Here is a 20,916-nt window from a genome sequence, read left to right on the forward strand (position 1 = left end):
GAAAATTTATCAATTGCTGGAAATTAATTTGTTAAAAGGCGAAAAATCAAATGATTTGCATTATATTTTATCGATGATTTTTAACACTTTATCGATATATTTTTAAAAATAAACACAAACAAACTGATAATTATTAGTTAAAGTGTTATATTTATTAGTCACTTGCTAAATCAGACTCCATACCCGTCGTATGATAAAAAAAATAGCGTTTTACAGCCTACTACTTTTTTTAGCTTGCCAAAACACATTTGGTCAGGTCTTCAACTATGAAATACTTGACCAAAACTCAGGATTACCTTCTTCTTCGGTAATCAGCATTACCCAAGACAGCCGCAATTTGATCTGGATCGGAACAGATGGCGCCGGGCTCATCCGTTATGACGGGCAAAATTTCCGCATCATCAACAAATCTAAAAAAGCGGAAGGTTTCTTTGTGACCGACATCGCCGAAGACTGCAACAAAAACATCATAGCCGCAACAAAGTTCACTGGCCTGCTGATATACAACGGCCAGGAATTCATCAAAGAACTGGATTATAAAAATTCCCCAATAAAAGGCTCTTATGTCCAGAAACTGATTCCTGCCCTTAACGGCACCTACTGTTTCACAGACAAAGAAGTTATTTTCCTTAAAAAAGATTACACACCGGTAGTTATTGCTGAATTCAACGGGGAATTTCCGGAAATCAATTCTGCTTTAATTGACGGGCTCTCTACCATATTTCTGGGCACACAAAACGGGATCCTTAAAATACAGGGCAAAAATGTAACTCGGTTCGAACCTGAAAAGTTTAGTGGCTACACCTGCCTGACCGCCATTGGTCCCGACCGGTTTGCCATCGGGAATTCGAAAGGCGAGGTATACAAATTAGTCTCCAAAAGCAAAACCAACTTTGAAATTTCTTTCGTCGACAAAGTGATGGTTTCCGAAAAAGAAGCGTTTTCCATCACCAAAATGCTTAAAGGGCGAAGCGGTTTTATATGGATGGCCGGCACCGGAAAACAAGGCCTGGCCATGCACATGAAAGGCTACACGAGTTTCATTAACGAAAAGAACGGGTTTACGGGAGAAAACGTTTTCTGTATGTACCAGGACAAAGGCGGCCAAATGTACATCGGAACCTACGGAACCGGGCTTTTCAGGACAAGCTCCCAAAATTTTTACAACTACAGCAATATCCCCGAATTAAAATCCCCGTATATCTTTTCGGTTTTAACCACTGAAAAAGGGTTGTATGCAGGGGTCTTAAACAAAGGGGTCTACTATTTCGAAGGCGACGAAGTGGAAGAACTCCGGCTCAAAACAAAACACCTTAACGGAAAAGGGGCTTCCTGTCTTTTCATGAATCACAAAAAAGAAGTACTGGCCACAACAACAGGCGGTGTATTCGTCGTAAGTGAAAGAGGATTGCTTCCGACACCGATCAACAGTAAACTTCCAAAGAATTTAGGCATCAGCAGCATCAAACAGGACAAGCAGAACCGGTATTTTATAGGAACCACAAAAGGTGTTTTAATAACAGATGCTGCCTTCAAACAAGTCGCTTTCCTAACCAAAATGAATGATGGACAGGAACTGGGAAACACCACCAGTCTTGAAGAAATAAACCCGAAACAATGGTATATCGGTACCAATATGGGACTTTTCAGGGTTACCGAAAAAAACTCCGGTTCCTTCGAAGTTTCCGCACCATTAATCGCCAAAACCGTAACCACTTCCTGTAAGGACAGCAATGGCAATTATTGGTTTGCCGGCTCCAACAAACTGCATTTCGTGAGCGGATCTACCATTAAAGCGTTCACTACTGAGCAAGGCCTGACGTCCACCTTTATCTACACGCTTTCTGCCGACAAGAACTCAAATATCTTTATCGGTTCGAATTTAGGAATCGACAAAGTAACCGTTACCAAAGAAGGTAAAATCACCAACATATACAATTACGATTCCGAGAACGGTTTTAAAGGACTTGAAACCAATGTAAGAGCACAGACTACCGACGAATACGGTAATTTGTTTTTCGGCACACCTAAAGGGCTCTACAAATACCTAACCCAATACAAGCCCCGCAACAAAGAGCAGGCCGTTTTAAAATTAACCGGCGTGGATGTTTTCAACCAGTCCAGAAACTGGGCTACCGAAACAGCCTCCAGTGATTATTGGTTCAACATTCCTGATCAGGGACATGTTTTTGACTCCAAGGACAACCAGCTTACCTTCCGGTTTGGCGTCATCAATTTTAAAAACGATTCCGAAGTCTATTACACCTATTACCTGAAAGGCGCAGACAATGCCTGGTCAAAACCGCTCAAAACAAGAGAAGTCACCTATACCAACCTAAACCACGGCGATTATACCTTCGAGGTAAAAATGGTAGATAAACTGGGGAATATCACAGGGCCGTCAGCCAATTTCCGTTTTGAAATCGAAGCACCTTATTATTACAAATGGTGGTTTCTGTTACCCGTTTTCTTTTTTATTGGACTGTTTGCAAAAATTGCTTTCGAAAAAGCTTCCACCTACAACAAAGATTTCATCAAGAATTTTGCGGAAGATTACGACAACTCCAACGAATTCCGTACCTACTATTTCTTCCTCGGTATCATTTTCCCACTGACGGAAGTCATCAACCTTTTCTTTATTGAACGGAGCAATTTCGACCTGATCGCCAACCTTATGGTAGGGATTTTTTGCTTCGCGATGTACTATTTCTCCAAAGACAATAAAAAAATACGGAATGCCTTAGGACCGGTTTTCATTATCTTCATCTGCCTTTACACCATCGTGGTAGTATACAAGATCATCACGGAGCCGTTTGATTTAATCACGTTTACTGAGTTCCTGCTGATTCTGTTCTTTTCATACAGTATTTTCAAGAAAGTGAACTACTACCTGTTTTTTGTCATATCACTTATTGCGGTTTTAATCGTTTTATTGTTCAACCTGACAGCGGAAACCAAACAAATCATCACACTGATTAACACTTCCTTTATTGTTCTGGTTATTAACTACGCCCGCCGGATTGCGATATTAAATGCCAACGACAAGATTATTTTCACCAACAGTATTATCAACAATTCCAACTCACTTACCATTGCCACCGACAATCAGGGGAATTTAACATTTTGTGGAAAATCGATAGAAAAGATTCTCGGCTATACCTCTGAGGAGGTAATGGGGCAGAATTTTTGGAAACTAACACAAGATGAGTATTTTAAAGAAATAGATTACAATTCCATCTATGTACCTGAATCAGTTTACATCCGAAAACTCCGCTGTAAAAACGGAGAATACAAATACATCCAATGGGCCGATCAAAAGTACAGCGACAACCTTTTTGTGGCCAACGGACAAGACATTACCGGCAAAGTATTGGTGGAAGAACAATACCGGAACCTGGTGCAATACGCCTCGGATATCATTTTCGAAATCGACCAGAAAGGGTTTTTCACCTTTGTAAACCAATTTGCAGAAAAATCCCTTGGTTACCCGCTGGATTATTTTATAGGTAAGCATTTCTCAGAGCTGATCCCGTCAGAATATGCCAAAATGGTGAACGACTATTATGTTTTACACAATTTAGACGATTCCGAATTTGATGTGATTGAATTCCCGATTGTAAAAAAAGACGGAGAAAAACTATGGGTTTCCCAGAAAGTAACCGTCAAAAAGGATGACAAAGGCAAAACCATCGGCTATTCGGCTATCGTAAGAGACATTACTGCTTCCAAAAAAAGTGAACTGGAAGAAAACCTGCGCAAAGAAAGAAGCCTGAGCCTGAACCAAACCCTGAACAAAATTTCCACCATTAATTTCCTGCAGTATGAAAGCCAGGAAAAACTGATTCATCATATTATGAAACAAGCGGCCTTAGCCATGGGGATTGACCGCTCAAGTTTATGGAACAACTACAACGATTATATCGAACTTTACACCTTATATGAAAAGGCAACGGACTCCTATCATTCCGGAAAAACACTGCACAAAAAAGACTATCCCATTTACTTCAATGCCATTGAAAACAGGGGAAGTATTGTAGCAGACGATGTGGAAACCGATCCGGACACCGTAGAATTCACAAACGATTACATCAAAACCTACAACATAAAATCACTGCTGGATTTCCCGATTATCGTTTCCGGGGAACTGGTGGGCGTAACTTGCTATGAAACCATCGGACAGGCTAAAAAATGGAGCCTTGATGAAATCAATTTTGCCCGAACCGTAGCCGATATTATCGCTTTGGCCATAGAAACCATAAAACGTAAAAACGCCGAAGAACAGATCATTTTCAAAAGCGAGATCCTTACCTCGATTGCCATTACTACCGACCGCCTTTTAAAAAGTGAAAACGTAGGGCAGATTTTCGAGGAATCCATGCGCTACATTGGAGAAGCCACCAAAGTGGACCGGGTGTATTATTTCGAAAACGATCCGAACAGCAATCTGATGAGCCAGCGTTACGAATGGACAAAAGACGACAGTTTAAAAGAAATCGACAATCCGGAACTGCAAAACATTCCGCATGACGCTTATCCGGAGTTCATGCACAAACTGCTTAAAAACAAACCTTACATCGCCAAGGTTAAAGAAGTGAAAGATGAAAGTTTGAAAGAAATCCTTCAGGAACAGAAAATACAATCGGTATTAATCCTGCCGATCTTTATCAAAGAAACTTTTGGCGGGTTCATCGGTTTTGACGACTGCACCATCGAAAGGGAATGGACCTCCGACGAAGTAAACATCCTTCAGACCTTCACCAACAATATTGCTTCGACCATCGAGCGGATCAACAGTGAAAAATTCATTAAGGAAAGTGAAGAAAAATTCCGATTGCTGGCCGACAACATTCCGGCAGCCGTATATCTTGTAAAATACAATCCGGAGCGCACCAAGGTATTCCTCAACGATGAGATCGAAAAGTTAACGGGCTATCCGAAAGATGACTTCTTTCAGGGAAAAATCTCCTTGTTCGACTTATACCATCCGGACGAACGCGATCGTGTTTCAAAAGAAATTGAGAAATGCATCAAACTAAACAAACCATTCCATATTTCCTGCCGATTAATCCGAAAAAGCGGAGAAATCATCTGGATTGAAGAATACGGGGAAGCCATTTCCATTGAAAAGGACAGCAAATACATTGAAGGGGTTGTTATCGACATAACGGAAAGACGCAACATTGAAGATGCCTTAAAAGCCAAACAAGTGGCAGAAGCCGCCAACAAAGCCAAAACGCAGTTCCTGGCCAATATGAGTCACGAGATCCGCACACCTTTGAACGGTATCATCGGTTTTACCAACCTGTTACTCAAAACGGAATTGTCCTCCGTTCAGGAGCAGTACACCGTGACAGTTAACCAATCAGCGGATGCATTGCTGGAAATTGTAAACGACATTCTCGACCTTTCAAAAATCGAGGCCGGAAAACTGGAATTAGATGTCACCAAAACCAATCTGCACGACATTGTCAATCAGGTAATTGACATGGTAAAATATTCGGCTCATGAAAAAAACCTGGAGCTTATCGTAAACATACGAGAAGACATTCCTTGTTTGATTTGGGTGGATGAAATACGCATGAAACAAATTCTGGTAAACTTATTGGCCAATGCTGTTAAATTCACCCTGGAAGGCGAAATCGAACTGGAAGTACAATACGAACCTGTGAGCGAGCACAAATCGAAAATGAAGTTCTTCGTTAAAGATACCGGTATCGGCATCAAACCCGAAAACCGAAAACGTATTTTTGAAGCCTTTTCACAGGAAGACAATTCCACGACCCGAAAATTTGGAGGTACCGGTTTGGGTATCCCGATTACCGACAGTTTATTACAGCTCATGAGCAGCAAACTCCAGATTGAAGACCGTCCGCAGGGAGGAACGATTTTTTTCTTTGAACTGGAATTCAGAGCTGAGCATTGCGGCTCCTTAAAACAGCTGGAAAACAACAAATTCAAAAACATGCTGATCGTGGAGGACAACGGAACCAACCTTGAAATCCTTCAGCGTATGTTGACGCATTTCAAAATCAAATCCGTGGCGAATAAAAACTATCAGAATGCCTATAAATTCAATACTAAGGCAGACCTTTTCATTGCCGATTACGAACTGATCGGAAAAGAAGGCCTGGAAGAATTGTCAAAATTTGGCAAACCGATCATCCTGATGCAGAATTCCAACGCCAATACGATAAACCTGCCGACAGATGCTGTGATTAAACCGCTGGTAAAACCAATAAAAATACACGTCCTTCAGCAATTGCTAACCGAGCTGAACAATCCGGAGTACATTCAGAAAGTAACACAAATACCTGCGCAGAACGTAGTACATTTTGACAGTGATATCCGAATACTAATCGTAGAGGACAACAAAATCAACATGTTACTTTCCAAAACCTTAGTGGAAAAAATATTCCCGAAAGCCCAAATTTATCAGGCAAAAAATGGTGAAGAAGCCGTTGAACAGCACCTCGCGAATAAGCCGCACATCATTCTGATGGATATCCAGATGCCGGTTATGAACGGGTATGAAGCCACACAAAAAATAAGGGAAGTAGATTCCGATTGCGTTATTATTGCCCTTACTGCAGGAATCATTAAGGACGAACAGGAATATTGTCGGGAAATAGGTATGAATGACTATCTGGCCAAACCGATCAATCGGGAAATCCTTGAAAAATCACTCATGAAATGGGCAAAAACAATCCGTTTTTAAAACGCTAAAAACGTATCTTTGTCCTAAGATTTAAATGCACTTTATAATGACAAAAGCGGTTAGTGGGTTTTCAAAACTTTCCAAAGAAGAAAAAGTACAATGGATTGCGAAACAACATTTTTCAGATCCTGAAACAGCCATTTCGGTAATCCAACAATACTGGAATACTGATGCGGATCTGCAAAGGTTACACGATGAATTCATTGAAAACACCATTTCAAACTTTTACCTACCGCTTGGCGTGGCGCCCAACTTTCTGATAAACGGCAAAACCTATACCATCCCGATGGCAATAGAAGAAAGTTCTGTCGTGGCTGCAGCAGCAAAAGCAGCTAAATTCTGGGCAAACAGGGGCGGCTTCAAAACCACCATTATCGGAACCGAGAAAATCGGTCAGGTACATTTTATTTTCAAGGGCGAATTTCAAAAACTTCAGGGCTTTTGTACTGCCATCATGCCGAAATTTTACAATGCTACAGAAAGCATTACCAAAAACATGCAGAAACGTGGCGGCGGTATCCAATCCATTGAATTGCGAGATAAGACCGAAGCATTGGAACATTACTTTCAGCTTCATGTCACTTTTGAGACCAAAGACAGCATGGGAGCTAATTTCATCAATTCGTGTTTAGAGCAGTTTGCCAAAACCCTTAAAGAAGAAGCACTCAATTACGCTCATTTTTCCGAAGAAGAAAAAAACATTCAGGTCGTGATGAGTATTTTGTCGAATTATGTTCCGAATTGTATCGTACGTGCGGAAGTTTCCTGCCCTGTATCGGATTTGAAAGAAGACAAAAACATTTCACAGGAAGAATTTGCAGAAAAATTTGTCCGCGCCGTACGCATTGCCGAAATAGAACCTTTCAGAGCCGTGACCCACAACAAAGGCATCATGAACGGAATTGACGCCGTAGTGATTGCCACCGGAAACGATTTCCGCGCGGTTGAAGCCGGAGTCCATGCGTATGCCTCCCGTAACGGCAACTATTCAAGCCTTTCACACGCCAAAGTGGAAAACGGCATTTTCTCCTTTTGGATCGAAGTACCACTTGCACTGGGAACCGTAGGCGGTTTAACAACTTTGCATCCGTTGGTAAAGGCTTCTTTGGAAATGCTAGGCAACCCTTCAGCCACGGAATTAATGGAAATCGTAGCAGTAGCCGGATTAGCACAGAATTTTGCAGCTTTGCGCTCGCTTACCACAACCGGTATTCAGCACGGACACATGAAAATGCACCTCATGAACATCCTGAACCAATTCAAAGCTACTGAGGAAGAGAAAAAACAAGTTGTGCAGTACTTTGAAAAAAATACCGTATCGCATTCCGGTGTGGTGGATTACCTTGAAAGCCTGCGCAAATCATAATTCAGGATGCTTCCAAAACTATGAAACAAACGTTCTACAGCAACGGAAAACTACTGATAACAGGAGAGTATGTGGTGCTTGATGGCGCCAAAGCACTTGCCCTACCCACAAAATTCGGACAATCGCTAGAGGTTGCGCCCGCAGAAAAAGATAAAATCTCCTGGAAAAGCCTTGATGCGGATGGTACGGTTTGGTTTGAAGCTATCCTCACTTTTGAGGACATCAAACAGAAAAACAACTTTGGCAAAACTGCAGCGGTTAAAAATACTTTAGTTGAAATACTGCATCACGCCTATCAACTGAAAAAATCATTTCCGGAAGATTCACAAGGTTTTCAAGTGACCACAACACTTACGTTTCCGAAACATTGGGGACTTGGTACTTCGTCGACCTTAATCAATAATATTGCGCAATGGTTTGCCATCGACGCTTTTGAACTCTTACAGAACAGTTTTGGCGGCAGTGGTTACGACATTGCCTGCGCACAAAATGATAATCCAGTGCTTTATCACCTGGAACAACAAAAACCAATAGTTGAACCTGTATCGTTTGACCCCGTTTTTAAAGAAAACCTATATTTTGTTTATCTGAATAAAAAGCAAAACAGCAAAACTGCCATTAAAAACTATTACGAAAAGAGACAGGACATCGACCGGATCCTTCCAAAAATAAACAAGCTCACTTTGGAATTACTGACAACCACTACCCTTAAAGAATGCGTTCAAATTCTTGAGGAACATGAAGCCATTATGAGTGCTGTTTTAGATACAGCTACTGTGAAGGAAGCGTTGTTCGGTGATTTCAAAGGCACTATTAAAAGCCTTGGTGCCTGGGGTGGTGATTTCGTTTTAGTAATAACCGAGGAAGATCCGCTGCCTTACTTTAAAGCGAAAGGCTATGAAACCGTGATCCCTTACGCAGCCATGATCAAATAAAAAAACAATAAAAAAAGGCTTACTTCTCAGTAAGCCTTTTTTTATATTTATTCAGATATCAATTATTGAAAATCCGCTCTGTTATCTTCGATATCCGCAGCTGCTTTAAGCGCTCCGAATGCTCTTCCGTAAACCGAACCTTGGTTCTGGGATTTAACTTTAGTGATATACGGTACGTAGTTTGGTAAAGCTGGTGCTTTTACTACATTCTTAGTTCTGATCATATATACACCCGCTTGCCCTTCAATTAACTGAGACGTTTTTCCGTTAGCCAATCCAAATGCTTTTCCTACCACTTTAGGCTCAGGACCTACAGCAGGAATGAATGGATTTTCCAAAGAAACCGCCGCAGCAGGAAGGATAGACGCTCCTGTTTTCTGAGATACAGCCTCTAAAGTAGAACCAGTCATTTTAGCTTTGATCATAGCAGCTTTTTTCTCGTTTCTTAAAATTGGCGCTACGCTGGTTTTAGCTTCTTCAATTGACAATAAGCCAGATTCGTTTTTCGATTTAACACGTGCAATGATGTGCCCTTGTAAATTATCAAACTTCTTCACATCCCCTTCAGCAGTTTTATTATTGAAAGCCCAAGTAATAACAGCTCTCTGACTTCCAACTGTTGGTAAATACTCGTCGATAGCTTTTACCGTAGCAGGGGTTACGGCCAATTTTAATTCTTTAGCCACAGCCGCGAAATCTTTCTCATTGGCATCTGCCTCAAATTTTGCTGCTTTAGTATAGATTGCATCTGAAGTCGCTTCAGAAGGCTCAATTTTTCTTGCGATAGTTGCTAAACGAACTGCATCGTTTTTCCCGTCAACTTTGATTACGTGGAAACCGAATTCCGTCTCCACCACTCCGATTTTACCTACCGGGTTGCCGAACAAGAAATTATCAAACGACTTAACCATTTGTCCCGGTACTACGTTATCGTAAGAACCTCCATTCTGTTTTGAACCTGTGTCATCAGTATTGGCCATAGCCAACATTGGGAACATTCCAGGATTAGCCTGCGCCTGAGCCAACAACTCATTTGCTTTAGCCTGAGCTTCTTCTTTAGTACGTTTAACGGTCAGGTTAGGTGTTTTGCTTCCTTCGTAACCGATAAGTATATGACTCACTTTTGCTGTTGCTCCTGATTTTCTTCCTAACATTTTAGAAAGACAGTAGTAACCGTTGTGGATATACGGTCCGAAAACTTCTCCCTGAGGCAAGTTGAACAACTGCTCCTGGTTTTCTAACGGTAAATCTTTTTTCGCTACATAGGTCGAATCGAATTTAACATCAGAGTTAGCATTTACAAACTCTGCTACGTTAGCAGCCGCTTTAAATCCAGGTAATGTATCGTTTTTCCCTGTCTGGTTGTTGTAAACCACTCTTCCGGTCAACAAACCGTTGATTGTAGTTTTCATCTCCGTTTCGTCTTCAACAGAAGGTTTGTTTTCTATGAATACGAATTCAATATCTCTTGAGTTATCAGATTTGTATTTTTTAGGGTGTTTTTTCATATACTCCACAAGCTCACTGTCGGAAATTTTCACATCCTCATCTTTGATTGTAGAATAAGCCACCGTTACATAATCAAAATCAACTTTATTGTTTTCTCTCTCGTATGCGTTTTTCCCGTCCGCTTTGGTAGCCACCATACCCGATTTGATCATGGTGTAGTACATTTGCTCCAATGCATAGTTTTCGATGTTTTTCTCATCTTTTAACCAAGCATTCCATCTTTCAGGATCTGAACTCTTAAGCGTATTTAAAAATTCATTGAATTTGTTTACGTCAAAAACTCCGGCTGCATTCAAAAACTGAGGGTTTTGAGCAAAACTTGGATTTTGCTTCATTATGTTCACCAACTGGTCTTTACCAATTTTCAAACCTAATTTATCAAACTCCTCACTAAAAAGGATTCTTTTTACTTCCTGCTCCCAAACCGAGTTTGCAGCCTGGGTGTTACTGATACCCTGCCCACCTTTCTCAGCATTGTTTACTTTTTCCAAAAATTCCTGAGCCAGGATGTTTTCACCATTAACACTTCCTACATTTCTAGAAGTCTGGTTAAACCCTCCACTCTGGATTATATCACCAATTACAAATGCCAATAAACAAAACCCAATTACACCTATAAGTAATATCGAGCGTTGTCTGATTTTTGATAAAACTGCCATTATATTTCGTTAATTTTTTTATTCAGAGGGCGAAAATACAATTATCTATTTAATAATAAAACAATCCTAAAGGTTTTTTCGACTCTCGTTTTAATTATTTTTTCATTCTGTTCAAAAACCTTCTTCGAAAGAAAAACATAAAAACCGCTAATCCCGTGAAAAGAAAACTTACAACCGGGTTTTTGTCGTTTTGAATCCTGTCTATAGCATCCACCAGAAACAAAACCGCGAGGATAAGATAAAGATAATGTGTGTATTGAAGTATTTTCATTTTATTCGATTTTTGTAACCTGTCCGTGACTGTTCTGCATACTGAACACCTTAAAATCCTTACTGAAGTCTACGCCCGGGCCTTCTAAATACCCCCCGGCCGCATCAGTATACTTAAAGTGTTTTTCTGTAAAAAACCATTCGTTTTTCTGATCGTAGTACAACTGATCGGTTTCCAAAACCTTACCGTCATGCGAGGTAATCTTCACGTGCCCCTGCAAGTCTATGATATCCGTCTTGGCATAAGTAATGGCGTAATCCGAAACCACATAGCTCTTCTGCGCTTTATCGTCATACAAGGTCACATGAATTCCTTTTGGAAATTCCGTAAAAGGATATTTCAGATTGGAATAATCCAGCAGCTTCGGGCTAACCAAAATCGCCTTCACTTTCCCGGAATCGGTGTATTTCAAATTTACATTTTCGGCTTCTCCCGTCGGGGCGAATGTGGTTTTATTGATATTTTGGACATCTTTAAAATTAGTCTCGCAGGAAACAGCAAATGCTCCTGTCAACACCATCAAAGGCAGCAAAAAAACCTTATACCTTGTAAATTGCCCCAAAATCAGTCTTAGTCGTATTTTGTTTTGATAAACCAACGGTCACTGAACGAAAGCCCTACGCTAACATTAAAGTAGTTCTCCTCGATCAATCCGTTACTTCTTGTTCCTCGCTTACCATATTCTAACCCAAGGTTGATTTTCGACAGGATATTCCCTACCGGAAGCCCAAGACCTACTGTAACCCCGTGATCTACGATGGATTTATTGTTAATCACCAATCCGGTTTCTTCAAATTTATATCCGGCTCTATAAGTAATTCTGTCGAAATAATTCGAGAAGGAGTCATACTTTGGAATATAGTAGCCTCCTAACGAAAATCGCTTTGAAGCTTTTTGCTCTACTGAATAAAAGCTGTTCTGATTGTATTTTGCAAAATCCCCTTCTCCTTTAAACACAATTTCCGCCCCGGCAAACCATTTCTTTACATTACCGTATCCGGCAGCAAAAGAAAGTTTTGAAGGCAAGGTGAATTCCGTATCTTCATGAATGGTATTTACGTGGTCATTGATAATTTCCGAACCGGAAGAGGTAAGGGTAATAGTCGCCACATCTCTTTCATTTGAAGATTTGATTGTACTTTCCGGTGAAAAAACAACACTGGACTGAAAAGTATATCCTTTAGCCAGTTTCTTTTTATAAAAAACACCAAAATTGCTTGAAAAACCGGAATGTTTTGAAGTATTTCTGGTTCTTGAAGCCAAAACAACATCAATTGGTTTCACAATAGCTTTTGTTTCATGACTTCCAAAATTGTACTGAAAATCAGCTCCAAAACTAAAATCCGGAGTGAAATTATAGGCCAAACCGGCAAAAACCCTGTTAACACCACCCGTACCGGTAAACTCCTTCGCCATATCAATACCGTTTTCAGTTTCGAAATAATTAACCTTATAACCCACAGACGAATAAGGCATTAAGCCGAAAGCTGCTCCGAATTTTCCCATAGGCAATCCGACAGCGATATAATCCAGAGTACTTCTTTGTGCGCTTTCCTCTTGGTCATTAGTCTTAAAATTGGTTCGGTTGTTAGTCCCTCCTACAGTGAACGAAGTAAATTTCAATCTGGAATAACTGGCAGGATTCTGTAAATTAACACTGGTACTGTCAATAACTAGACCCAATCCTCCCATTGAACGGTTTTCAACGGTTCCTTTAAATCTTACATCTCCAATCCCGAAAAAGGAATAAGGTGAAGCGGAGCCCTGTTGTGCAAAAGTTGCTGTTGAAAAAAGTATACTAATTCCTAAGATTATCTTTTTAATCATTGTTTAAAATATAATGGTGTATATGATTCAAACTTTCCAAGAGAAAATTTGGATTGGCAAATATGGTGTTTTTTATGTTTTTAGCCAAAAATTCCGCATCGCCTCCTGTTAAAATTACTGTTAAATGTTGATATTGTTCACGATACCTTTCAATAAACCCGTCAATTTCATTTAAAACACCATTCACCACTCCAGAATGAATCGACCCCTTCGTTGAATTTCCGATAAAATTTTCAGGTTGCTCCAAGGTCAGTAACGGTAATTTAGCGGTATAATTATGTAACGACTCATACCGCAATCGGAAACCCGGAGAAATGGCTCCGCCCCGATAATTATTTTCCGCATCGACAAAATCATAGGTAATACAGGTTCCCGCATCTATTATTAAACGATTCTGGTTCGGATAAAGCAAAGTGGCGCCTGTAGCCAAGACCATACGGTCCACCCCTAAAGTTTTCGGCGTTTCGTATTTATTTTCAAAAGGAAATTCGGTTGCTGAAGAAATCACAGTCAATTTTGACTTTTTCCGGAGCAAATCCACAACCGATTCGACCAGCTTTCCCACCGATGAAAACACAGAATTTTCGATTTCAGGAAATTTTTCAAAAATATTTTGAATTTTTTTTTCGGCTTCTTCTTTCAGAAAAACATCTTTCCACAAAAGACTATCTTTCTCAAAAACAGCAACTTTAATTCGGGTATTCCCCACATCGATGGCTAAAAGCATATTTTACAGATTGTGCAAACAAAGATACAAATTGATTTTTTTAAAAATTTGTTTTGCATAAATGAAAAATGGTTCTATATTTGCACCCGCAATCAACAAGCAATACACGCTTAACGAAAGCAGACATAATGGTGCCTTAGCTCAGTTGGTAGAGCAATGGACTGAAAATCCATGTGTCCCTGGTTCGATTCCTGGAGGCACCACTTACAACCCACTCTTCGAGTGGGTTTTTTGTTTTTATTCAACTCCGGCATGTAGTACCTCTGGAAAAAATCTAATTGGTAAGCCTATACCCTCTCCCTCTTACATTGATTATCTGAATAGAAGGATCGAAGGCTAATTTTTTTCTGAGTTTGGAAATGAAAACATCCATACTACGACCATTAAAGAAGTCATCATTACCCCATATTTGCAATAAAGCATCAGATTTGTCAACTATTTCATTTTTATGCTCCAAAAGCAGTTTCAAAACAGCAGCTTCCCTGTGGGTCAAATTGAAAACACCATCCGCACATTGTAAAATCTGCTTGGTATAATTAAAAGTATAAACACCTATATCGAATTGACTCTCGGTCGTTTTTTGTGAAATCCGGTCTAAAAGGGCATGAATTCGAACAATGAGCTCTTCCATACTGAACGGTTTTTTAAGATAGTCGTTTCCTCCATGATGAAAACCATCTAAAACATCCTGTACCTGAGATTTTGCGCTTAAAAAAATTATCGGAGTGGATTTATCTGTTTTTCGAATTTCCTGAGCCAATGAAAACCCGTCTTTCTTGGGCATCATAATGTCTAAAACAATGACATCAGGTTTTTCACGGGTATAGCACTCGTATGCTTCCTGCCCGTTCAAGCAGTGAGTAACATTGAAGTTACGGGTTTCCAGACTCTCTTTTATAATCATCCCCAAAGTAGCTTCGTCTTCCGCCAGTAATATGTTTATCTTTTCATTCATTTGGGATTGAAATTTTAAAAGTGGTTAATTGTTCCTCAGAAACAAGCTCCAATGTTCCGCCATGCTTTGCGATGATGTTTTTCGCATAATACAAGCCAATACCAAATCCTTTTTCGTTGTGCAGGTTGTTTTGCGGAATACGGTAGAATTTCTCGAAAATTTTCTGTTGGTGTATTTTCTCAATCGCCATACCGCTATCTGAAATTTCAACAACCAAATTCTTATTATCCTTATTAATGGTAATTGTTATTTCTTCACCACCGTATTTTATAGCATTGTCGATAAGGTTAGAAACTACATTCTCAAAATGAAAACTATCAATATGGGCAACAATTTCCTGTTTTGAAGTGTTCAGTAAAATCTTTTTTTCAGTATTGATTCCCAGTTTTTCAATAGTATGATTAACCAAACCAACAATCTCGGCATTTTCTTTCTGCAACTGCAACTTATCACTCTCCAAAACAGAGGTTTCCAATATTTTTTCGACGATTTGATGAAGCTTGGATAAATGCTGTTTGGAAATTGCCACGTATTTTTTGGTTTTCTCCGGCTCATTATCGGTATTAAACTTTTCTATTCCTTCCAGAGCACTACTAACCACTGCAATTGGCGTTTTTAATTCATGTGATATATTACTGATAAAGTCATTTTTTATGATGGCCAGTTGTTTCTGCTGACGAATTACGGAAAGCAGATAAAAAAGGCAAAAAACAATGCTCAAAGAAAACAGCAACGAAAGCAAAATACCTGTCAATCCCTCTCTTAGTGTTTTGTAAAAGATATCGGGAAAAAAAAGTTTCAATTCACTTTGTCTTGGCAAATAGGATGATTTGGAAAGTGATGAAAAAAGAAACTTTTTATTATCCGGATCATGGAACTTTACTGCTACTTTCCCAGGCCTTTTATAAAGAAGCGCATATTCAAAGTTTAGCTTTTTATTAGCGAATTCAGCATCAAGATAAGTTGCCATTTTAGCAAGATCAACACTGTCTTCTCTTATAGAAACGATGGTTTTCTCCGCAAGAAATTTCATGTTTTTAACTTCTAAAAGAGAATCTTTTCTATTCGTACCTAAATTTTCGATAACAACTCGACCATTATCTAACTGCACTATTCCCGATTCAGTTTGCGGTTCGAAGATTATTACTTCTTCTGAAATATTAAAAGGGGGTTTTTCTTCAATATTGGGAACACTCAGGGTAAAGTTCCGGATGATGTTCGATTTTACCTTATCGTTATAATAATTATCCACACTGTTGTCTAAAGCTAACTGTACAACACTGAGAATCTGATTTTTATTATTTTGATAGCTTTGAACATTCCAATACACCTGCATGCTCACCGTTATCAAAACCGTAAGTACAATCAAAGGGACAATATTCTTCCGAAAAAATGATTTCATAAACCAAAGATAACAACTGCACAAACATCTTTTACCCCATTAACACTCGTTAACACTCATTATCATTCAGTTAGAACTTAAGACGGTACTTTTGGACATGTAAAACAATAAAAACAATACTATGAAAAAACTTTTTTTACTCATTGCCCCGTTATTATACGCACTATCGGGTTGTGCTCAGAATAAAGATCATGTAACCTTTAACGCTACTGTTACCAATTGTTCCAGTAATGAAATTGTTATTTCTTCACACGGAAGACCAATCGCAACCATAAAAGGGAATAATGGTGTATTTAAAGACACTTTTAAGGCTGATGAAGGGCTATACCAATTACAACTAGGCGAAGAAGGCACAGATTTGTACCTTAAAAACGGCATTGACTTAAAATTGAAGTTGGATGCCAACCAGTTCGATGAATCCATAGCCTATGAAGGGAGCGCAGCGGTTGAAAACAATTTTTTAGCTAAAGAAATCTTGTTTGACAAAAAAGCAGATTTTGGAGGATTATTTGCCTCGAATGAATCGGATTTCGACCGCAAATCCGCAGAAATTCTTAAAAACAAATTGGCCCGTTTAAACGATAAAAGTTTACCAGAATCCTTTGTGGCCCTCCAGAAAAAAGATACCGAAGCGCAATTTTCGCAGTTGAAAATGGTATACAATAGCATGAAAGAAAGTGCGGAAATAAGCAAAGCCATGAAAAATAAAATGGCTCCTTCGTTCGATTATGTAAACTACAAAGGCGGAAAATCAAAACTGGAAGATTTCAGAGGGAAATATGTTTACATCGATCTTTGGGCCACTTGGTGCGCACCGTGTCGCATGGAAATTCCTTTTCTGGAAAAAATAGAGAGTAAATACCATGATAAAAACATCGCGTTTGTCAGTATTTCCATTGACAGGCAATCCGATATGGAAAAATGGAAAAAAATGATAGCCGATAAAAAAATGGGTGGTGTTCAGCTGTTTGCCGACAATGATTTTAATTCAAAATTTGTTCAGGATTTTAAAGTGATGAGCATTCCAAGGTTTATACTTATCGATCCGAACGGAAAAGTGGTTAATGCCGATGCACCAAGACCTTCTTCTCCAGAATTGACATCAATACTGGATGAATTACTAAAATAAGAGTAATAAATAAAAGTTACACCTCAGTATCTCGCTACTGTAAAACGAGATAGTATAACAAATAAAACCCATCAAAACCCATGCGCCCAGCGAGATGGGTTTTTTATTTTTTTTATCTCCTTTCCCAAAACCAATTATATCCACCCTAACCTAAAGTCATAAAAAAATCCCTTAAACATCTTTACAATGTAAAAGGGATTCTCTTGTGCGGGTGATAGGACTCGAACCTACACACCGTGAGGCACCAGATCCTAAGTCTGGCGTGTCTACCAATTTCACCACACCCGCAGGCTTATAAAACAAGTAGTTGTTTCAGTAAGTGGGTGCAAATATAGACATATTTTTCAAAATCCAAAACCTAAATCCCAAATTCCAAAAAACTTTTTGCTAAGTCTTTCATTTCTAAAAAAATAAAAATTGCTTTTTTTTGACTTCATAACCGTTACAACATTCATAATGATTTCAAATTTTGGAATTTAGAATTTGGAATTTGTTTTTTCGTATATTTGGCTTTCATCATTTTAAACAACATAATGGACAACATCAAACAGTACGTTCAGAACAACAAAGAACGTTTTCTTACTGAGTTAATCGAATTATTAAAAATACCATCCGTTAGTGCCGACAGCGCTTACACTCAAGACGTTATCGACACGGCCAATGCTGTAAAAGCAAGCCTTGAAAAAGCAGGTTGCGACGTGGTGGAACTTTGCGAAACACCGGGTTACCCAATCGTTTTTGGCGAAAAAATCATCGATAAAAACCTGCCGACTGTTTTGGTTTACGGACATTATGACGTACAACCGGCCGATCCTATTGAATTATGGACTTCCCCTCCGTTTGAACCTGTAATAAAAGCTACCGAATTACACCCGGAAGGCGCCATTTTCGCGCGTGGTGCCTGTGACGATAAAGGTCAGATGTACATGCACGTGAAAGCCTTCGAATACATGATTCAGAACAACTGTTTGCCTTGTAACGTCAAGTTTATGATTGAAGGAGAAGAAGAAGTTGGTTCTGCCAGTTTAGGTTGGTTCGTGGAGCGTAATCAGGAGAAATTGGCCAACGATGTGATTTTGATTTCCGATACCGGAATGATTTCCAACCAGCAGCCTTCCATCACTACAGGTCTTCGCGGCTTGAGCTATGTGGAAGTGGAGGTTACCGGTCCTAACCGCGATTTACATTCCGGATTATATGGTGGTGCTGTTGCCAACCCAATCAACGTATTGACCAAGATGATTGCTTCGATGCACGATGAAAACAACCACATCACCATTCCGGGCTTCTATGATAAAGTAGAAGAGCTTTCTATAGCAGAAAGAGAAAAAATGGCACAACGCCCTTATTCTGAAGACGCTTATAAAAAGGCATTAGATATCGAAGAAGTATACGGCGAAAAAGGTTATACCACTAATGAAAGAAACTCCATCCGTCCTACGCTTGACGTAAACGGAATCTGGGGTGGTTATACCGGAGAAGGAGCTAAAACCGTGATCGCAAGTAAAGCGTACGCAAAAATTTCGATGCGTTTGGTGCCGAATCAGGATTGGGAAGAAATCACCCAATTGTTCAAAAAACATTTTGAGAGCATTGCTCCAAAAGCCGTAAAAGTAAAAGTAACACCACATCATGGAGGCCAAGGTTATGTTACACCGATTGATTCCATTGGTTATCAGGCAGCAGCTAAAGCTTACGCCGAAACATTTGGAGTTCAACCGATTCCGGTGCGTTCCGGCGGAAGCATTCCGATTGTAGCTTTATTTGAAAAAGAACTGAAATCCAAAACCATCATGATGGGCTTCGGATTGGACAGCGATGCCATCCACTCGCCAAATGAGCATTTTGGGGTTTTCAATTATCTGAAAGGAATCGAAACCATTCCATTGTTCTACAAGTATTTTACAGAACTTTCGAAATAAACACAAAAAAAGGCATCGGATTGATGCCTTTTTTTATTATTTCTGCTGAACCATTTTAAACAATTCCGGAACCGAGCGGTAAATATAATCCCCGTGCTGACCGGTAAAATACTTATCCACTTTTTTACTGAAGGCCTCCCTAGCCTTTTCATCTTTCCATTTTGCTTTAAAAAGCTCTTCATCTTTTTCCCAGGCTTTTTCCAAATCCCCTAAATTGTCCACCGCAAACACTTCCACAAATTCCATATTGTTGGAACCCCAGGCGTGTGTATAGGCAAAATAAGCTTTGAGGATATCATTTTTCAGAATAAGATTATCGTAAATTTCTTTTTGGCTTTCGTTAAATTCTTTCTCAGTACCGTCTTTGGGACCGGCGAAAATACTCTTCCGAACATAGAACACCATAGGCTTATCAGGCGCTTTGGCAAACAATTTACGATCACCATAACTTACATAAATTTCATCAGAATGATTAGGCGCATAATACTTGTTCCGTTTTTCAAAAAAGGCTTTCCCTTGTTTCTCGTCGGGCCAGGCTTGCTTCACCAATTCTTGATTTTTTTCCCAGGCTTTTTCAATATCCGCCCAACTTTCATAAACGTTTACAAAAATAATTTCGCTGTTGTCTTCTGTAAAGTAATGATTCAACACATTGTATCCTTTAATAAGATCGTTCTTCTTAATCACTTTGTCGAAGTACTCTTTTTCCAACGCTTTCCATTCCTCAGCCTTGGCATTTTCAGCAGCAAAATCCCTATGGGTTTTGGTAACGGTAATGTAATACATTTTGTTTTCTTTCTTTTCCTGAGCGGAAAGAAGTGACGGGAGCAGGTTTAAAAGAAAAAAAAGGGCATAAAGACACGTAGTTGCAGTTTTCATAATTTCAAAATTTAGTATTGATGAATCCGTGAGCATTCTCTTTTGAAATTCGAGGCGTGTGGCTTTTGAAAACGTGCGGTATTTGATACAAATTTAACAATTATTTTAACACAAATATTTGTTTATCAGTATTTTACAAAAATTTACAAAAAAATATCATTGTTTTGTTCTACATTTGTAGAATATATTCTATATTTGTAGAGATGAAAATAAAACTTGCAATACTATTCTGTTCCGTTCTTTTCCTGCAATGCAGCATTAACAAGCAGCACAAGGGGGTTAAAACCGGAAAATGGGTTTTTAAAGACACCCTGGCAGGTTTTTATTCGAAGTCGAAAGGACGGTATGACAAAATGGGGAACGAAAAAGGCGTCTGGAAGCAATATCTGGATGGCAAATTGTATAAAAAAGAAAAATACAAAGGCCCGATTTGCACCACCATTCTTTATTATCCGGATGGAAAAATAAAAGAAATGGGGCTGACCCGAACCGATGAGACGGAGCAATACATCAATTGGTATTATACAGGAGACTGGTTTTATTTCGATGAAACCGAAAACCTGACCGAAGTAAAAGTTTTTGAAAAAGGAGTAATTATCGAAGAACTAAAAGTACAATAA

The 20,916-nt window shown here is 39.3% G+C and carries 14 protein-coding genes and 2 tRNA genes; 7 read left to right on the forward strand and 9 right to left on the reverse strand.

Annotated features, from left to right (window positions below; genetic code table 11):
• Positions 1 to 190: 190 nt before the first annotated feature.
• The 3 genes from ACWPKD_RS07565 to ACWPKD_RS07575 are packed head-to-tail and all read left to right on the forward strand — an operon-like array spanning position 191 to position 9,016.
• Positions 191 to 6,715, forward strand: a complete 6,525-nt coding sequence (locus ACWPKD_RS07565; protein ID WP_455412078.1) for a PAS domain S-box protein — start codon at positions 191 to 193, stop codon at positions 6,713 to 6,715.
• A gap of 46 nt (positions 6,716 to 6,761) precedes the next feature.
• Positions 6,762 to 8,081 (forward strand): hydroxymethylglutaryl-CoA reductase, degradative, encoded by a 1,320-nt coding sequence (locus ACWPKD_RS07570; protein WP_455412079.1) that lies wholly within the window; start codon positions 6,762 to 6,764, stop codon positions 8,079 to 8,081.
• Positions 8,082 to 8,101: 20 nt separating this feature from the next.
• Positions 8,102 to 9,016 carry a GYDIA family GHMP kinase gene (locus ACWPKD_RS07575; protein WP_455412080.1) on the forward strand — a complete coding sequence of 305 codons (915 nt, stop codon included), beginning with the start codon at positions 8,102 to 8,104 and terminating at the stop codon, positions 9,014 to 9,016.
• Between the two features lie 62 nt (positions 9,017 to 9,078).
• On the opposite strand, the gene ACWPKD_RS07580 is transcribed toward ACWPKD_RS07575, so the two are convergent.
• The 5 genes from ACWPKD_RS07580 to ACWPKD_RS07600 all read right to left on the reverse strand — a co-directional run bounded on the left by ACWPKD_RS07580 (position 9,079) and on the right by ACWPKD_RS07600 (position 14,009).
• Positions 9,079 to 11,184 (reverse strand): peptidylprolyl isomerase, encoded by a 2,106-nt coding sequence (locus tag ACWPKD_RS07580; RefSeq protein WP_455412081.1) that lies wholly within the window; start codon positions 11,182 to 11,184, stop codon positions 9,079 to 9,081.
• Positions 11,185 to 11,278: 94 nt separating this feature from the next.
• Positions 11,279 to 11,455, reverse strand: coding sequence for a hypothetical protein (locus ACWPKD_RS07585; protein WP_455412082.1), 177 nt, complete (start codon positions 11,453 to 11,455; stop codon positions 11,279 to 11,281).
• Position 11,456: 1 nt separating this feature from the next.
• A complete protein-coding gene (gene lptC / locus ACWPKD_RS07590; protein ID WP_455412516.1) occupies positions 11,457 to 12,020 on the reverse strand; it encodes an LPS export ABC transporter periplasmic protein LptC in 564 nt (187 codons plus the stop codon).
• Positions 12,021 to 12,025: 5 nt separating this feature from the next.
• Entirely contained in the window at positions 12,026 to 13,282 is a 1,257-nt protein-coding gene (locus tag ACWPKD_RS07595; protein WP_455412083.1) for a hypothetical protein, read from the reverse strand.
• Entirely contained in the window at positions 13,275 to 14,009 is a 735-nt protein-coding gene (locus ACWPKD_RS07600; RefSeq protein ID WP_455412084.1) for a type III pantothenate kinase, read from the reverse strand. The genes ACWPKD_RS07595 and ACWPKD_RS07600 overlap by 8 nt, the downstream gene beginning before the upstream one ends.
• Positions 14,010 to 14,139: 130 nt before the next feature.
• Here ACWPKD_RS07600 and ACWPKD_RS07605 point away from each other — a divergent pair.
• Positions 14,140 to 14,212 (forward strand) — tRNA-Phe (locus ACWPKD_RS07605).
• A gap of 71 nt (positions 14,213 to 14,283) precedes the next feature.
• On the opposite strand, the gene ACWPKD_RS07610 is transcribed toward ACWPKD_RS07605, so the two are convergent.
• On the reverse strand, positions 14,284 to 14,964 hold the full coding sequence (locus ACWPKD_RS07610; protein WP_455412085.1) for a response regulator transcription factor: 681 nt from the start codon (positions 14,962 to 14,964) through the stop codon (positions 14,284 to 14,286).
• Complete coding sequence (locus ACWPKD_RS07615; RefSeq protein WP_455412086.1) at positions 14,957 to 16,366, reverse strand: sensor histidine kinase; 1,410 nt, start codon at positions 16,364 to 16,366, stop codon at positions 14,957 to 14,959. The genes ACWPKD_RS07610 and ACWPKD_RS07615 overlap by 8 nt, the downstream gene beginning before the upstream one ends.
• A 121-nt stretch (positions 16,367 to 16,487) precedes the next feature.
• Here ACWPKD_RS07615 and ACWPKD_RS07620 point away from each other — a divergent pair, with 121 nt between their 5' ends.
• Positions 16,488 to 17,495 carry a TlpA family protein disulfide reductase gene (locus ACWPKD_RS07620; protein ID WP_455412087.1) on the forward strand — a complete coding sequence of 336 codons (1,008 nt, stop codon included), beginning with the start codon at positions 16,488 to 16,490 and terminating at the stop codon, positions 17,493 to 17,495.
• A gap of 206 nt (positions 17,496 to 17,701) precedes the next feature.
• On the opposite strand, the gene ACWPKD_RS07625 is transcribed toward ACWPKD_RS07620, so the two are convergent.
• A tRNA-Leu gene (locus ACWPKD_RS07625) sits at positions 17,702 to 17,783 on the reverse strand.
• A gap of 245 nt (positions 17,784 to 18,028) precedes the next feature.
• Here ACWPKD_RS07625 and ACWPKD_RS07630 point away from each other — a divergent pair.
• A complete protein-coding gene (locus ACWPKD_RS07630) occupies positions 18,029 to 19,417 on the forward strand; it encodes a dipeptidase (RefSeq protein WP_455412088.1) in 1,389 nt (462 codons plus the stop codon).
• A gap of 36 nt (positions 19,418 to 19,453) precedes the next feature.
• Here the strand turns inward: ACWPKD_RS07630 and ACWPKD_RS07635 are convergent, their stop codons facing one another.
• Complete coding sequence (locus ACWPKD_RS07635; RefSeq protein WP_455412089.1) at positions 19,454 to 20,296, reverse strand: hypothetical protein; 843 nt, start codon at positions 20,294 to 20,296, stop codon at positions 19,454 to 19,456.
• Positions 20,297 to 20,499: 203 nt separating this feature from the next.
• On the opposite strand from ACWPKD_RS07635, the gene ACWPKD_RS07640 reads away from it, so the two are divergent.
• Complete coding sequence (locus ACWPKD_RS07640) at positions 20,500 to 20,916, forward strand: hypothetical protein (RefSeq protein WP_455412090.1); 417 nt, start codon at positions 20,500 to 20,502, stop codon at positions 20,914 to 20,916.

This window comes from Flavobacterium pedocola, assembly GCF_053764385.1.

Coding starts and splice junctions, on each gene's coding strand:
- ACWPKD_RS07600 (WP_455412084.1), bottom strand. CDS start 14,009: ATGCTTTTAGCCATCGATGTGGGGAATACCCGAATTAAAGTTGCTGTT.
- ACWPKD_RS07630 (WP_455412088.1), top strand. CDS start 18,029: ATGGACAACATCAAACAGTACGTTCAGAACAACAAAGAACGTTTTCTT.
- ACWPKD_RS07580 (WP_455412081.1), bottom strand. CDS start 11,184: ATGGCAGTTTTATCAAAAATCAGACAACGCTCGATATTACTTATAGGT.
- ACWPKD_RS07610 (WP_455412085.1), bottom strand. CDS start 14,964: ATGAATGAAAAGATAAACATATTACTGGCGGAAGACGAAGCTACTTTG.
- ACWPKD_RS07575 (WP_455412080.1), top strand. CDS start 8,102: ATGAAACAAACGTTCTACAGCAACGGAAAACTACTGATAACAGGAGAG.
- ACWPKD_RS07570 (WP_455412079.1), top strand. CDS start 6,762: ATGACAAAAGCGGTTAGTGGGTTTTCAAAACTTTCCAAAGAAGAAAAA.
- ACWPKD_RS07595 (WP_455412083.1), bottom strand. CDS start 13,282: ATGATTAAAAAGATAATCTTAGGAATTAGTATACTTTTTTCAACAGCA.
- ACWPKD_RS07585 (WP_455412082.1), bottom strand. CDS start 11,455: ATGAAAATACTTCAATACACACATTATCTTTATCTTATCCTCGCGGTT.
- ACWPKD_RS07635 (WP_455412089.1), bottom strand. CDS start 20,296: ATGAAAACTGCAACTACGTGTCTTTATGCCCTTTTTTTTCTTTTAAAC.
- ACWPKD_RS07640 (WP_455412090.1), top strand. CDS start 20,500: ATGAAAATAAAACTTGCAATACTATTCTGTTCCGTTCTTTTCCTGCAA.
- ACWPKD_RS07615 (WP_455412086.1), bottom strand. CDS start 16,366: ATGAAATCATTTTTTCGGAAGAATATTGTCCCTTTGATTGTACTTACG.
- ACWPKD_RS07620 (WP_455412087.1), top strand. CDS start 16,488: ATGAAAAAACTTTTTTTACTCATTGCCCCGTTATTATACGCACTATCG.
- ACWPKD_RS07565 (WP_455412078.1), top strand. CDS start 191: ATGATAAAAAAAATAGCGTTTTACAGCCTACTACTTTTTTTAGCTTGC.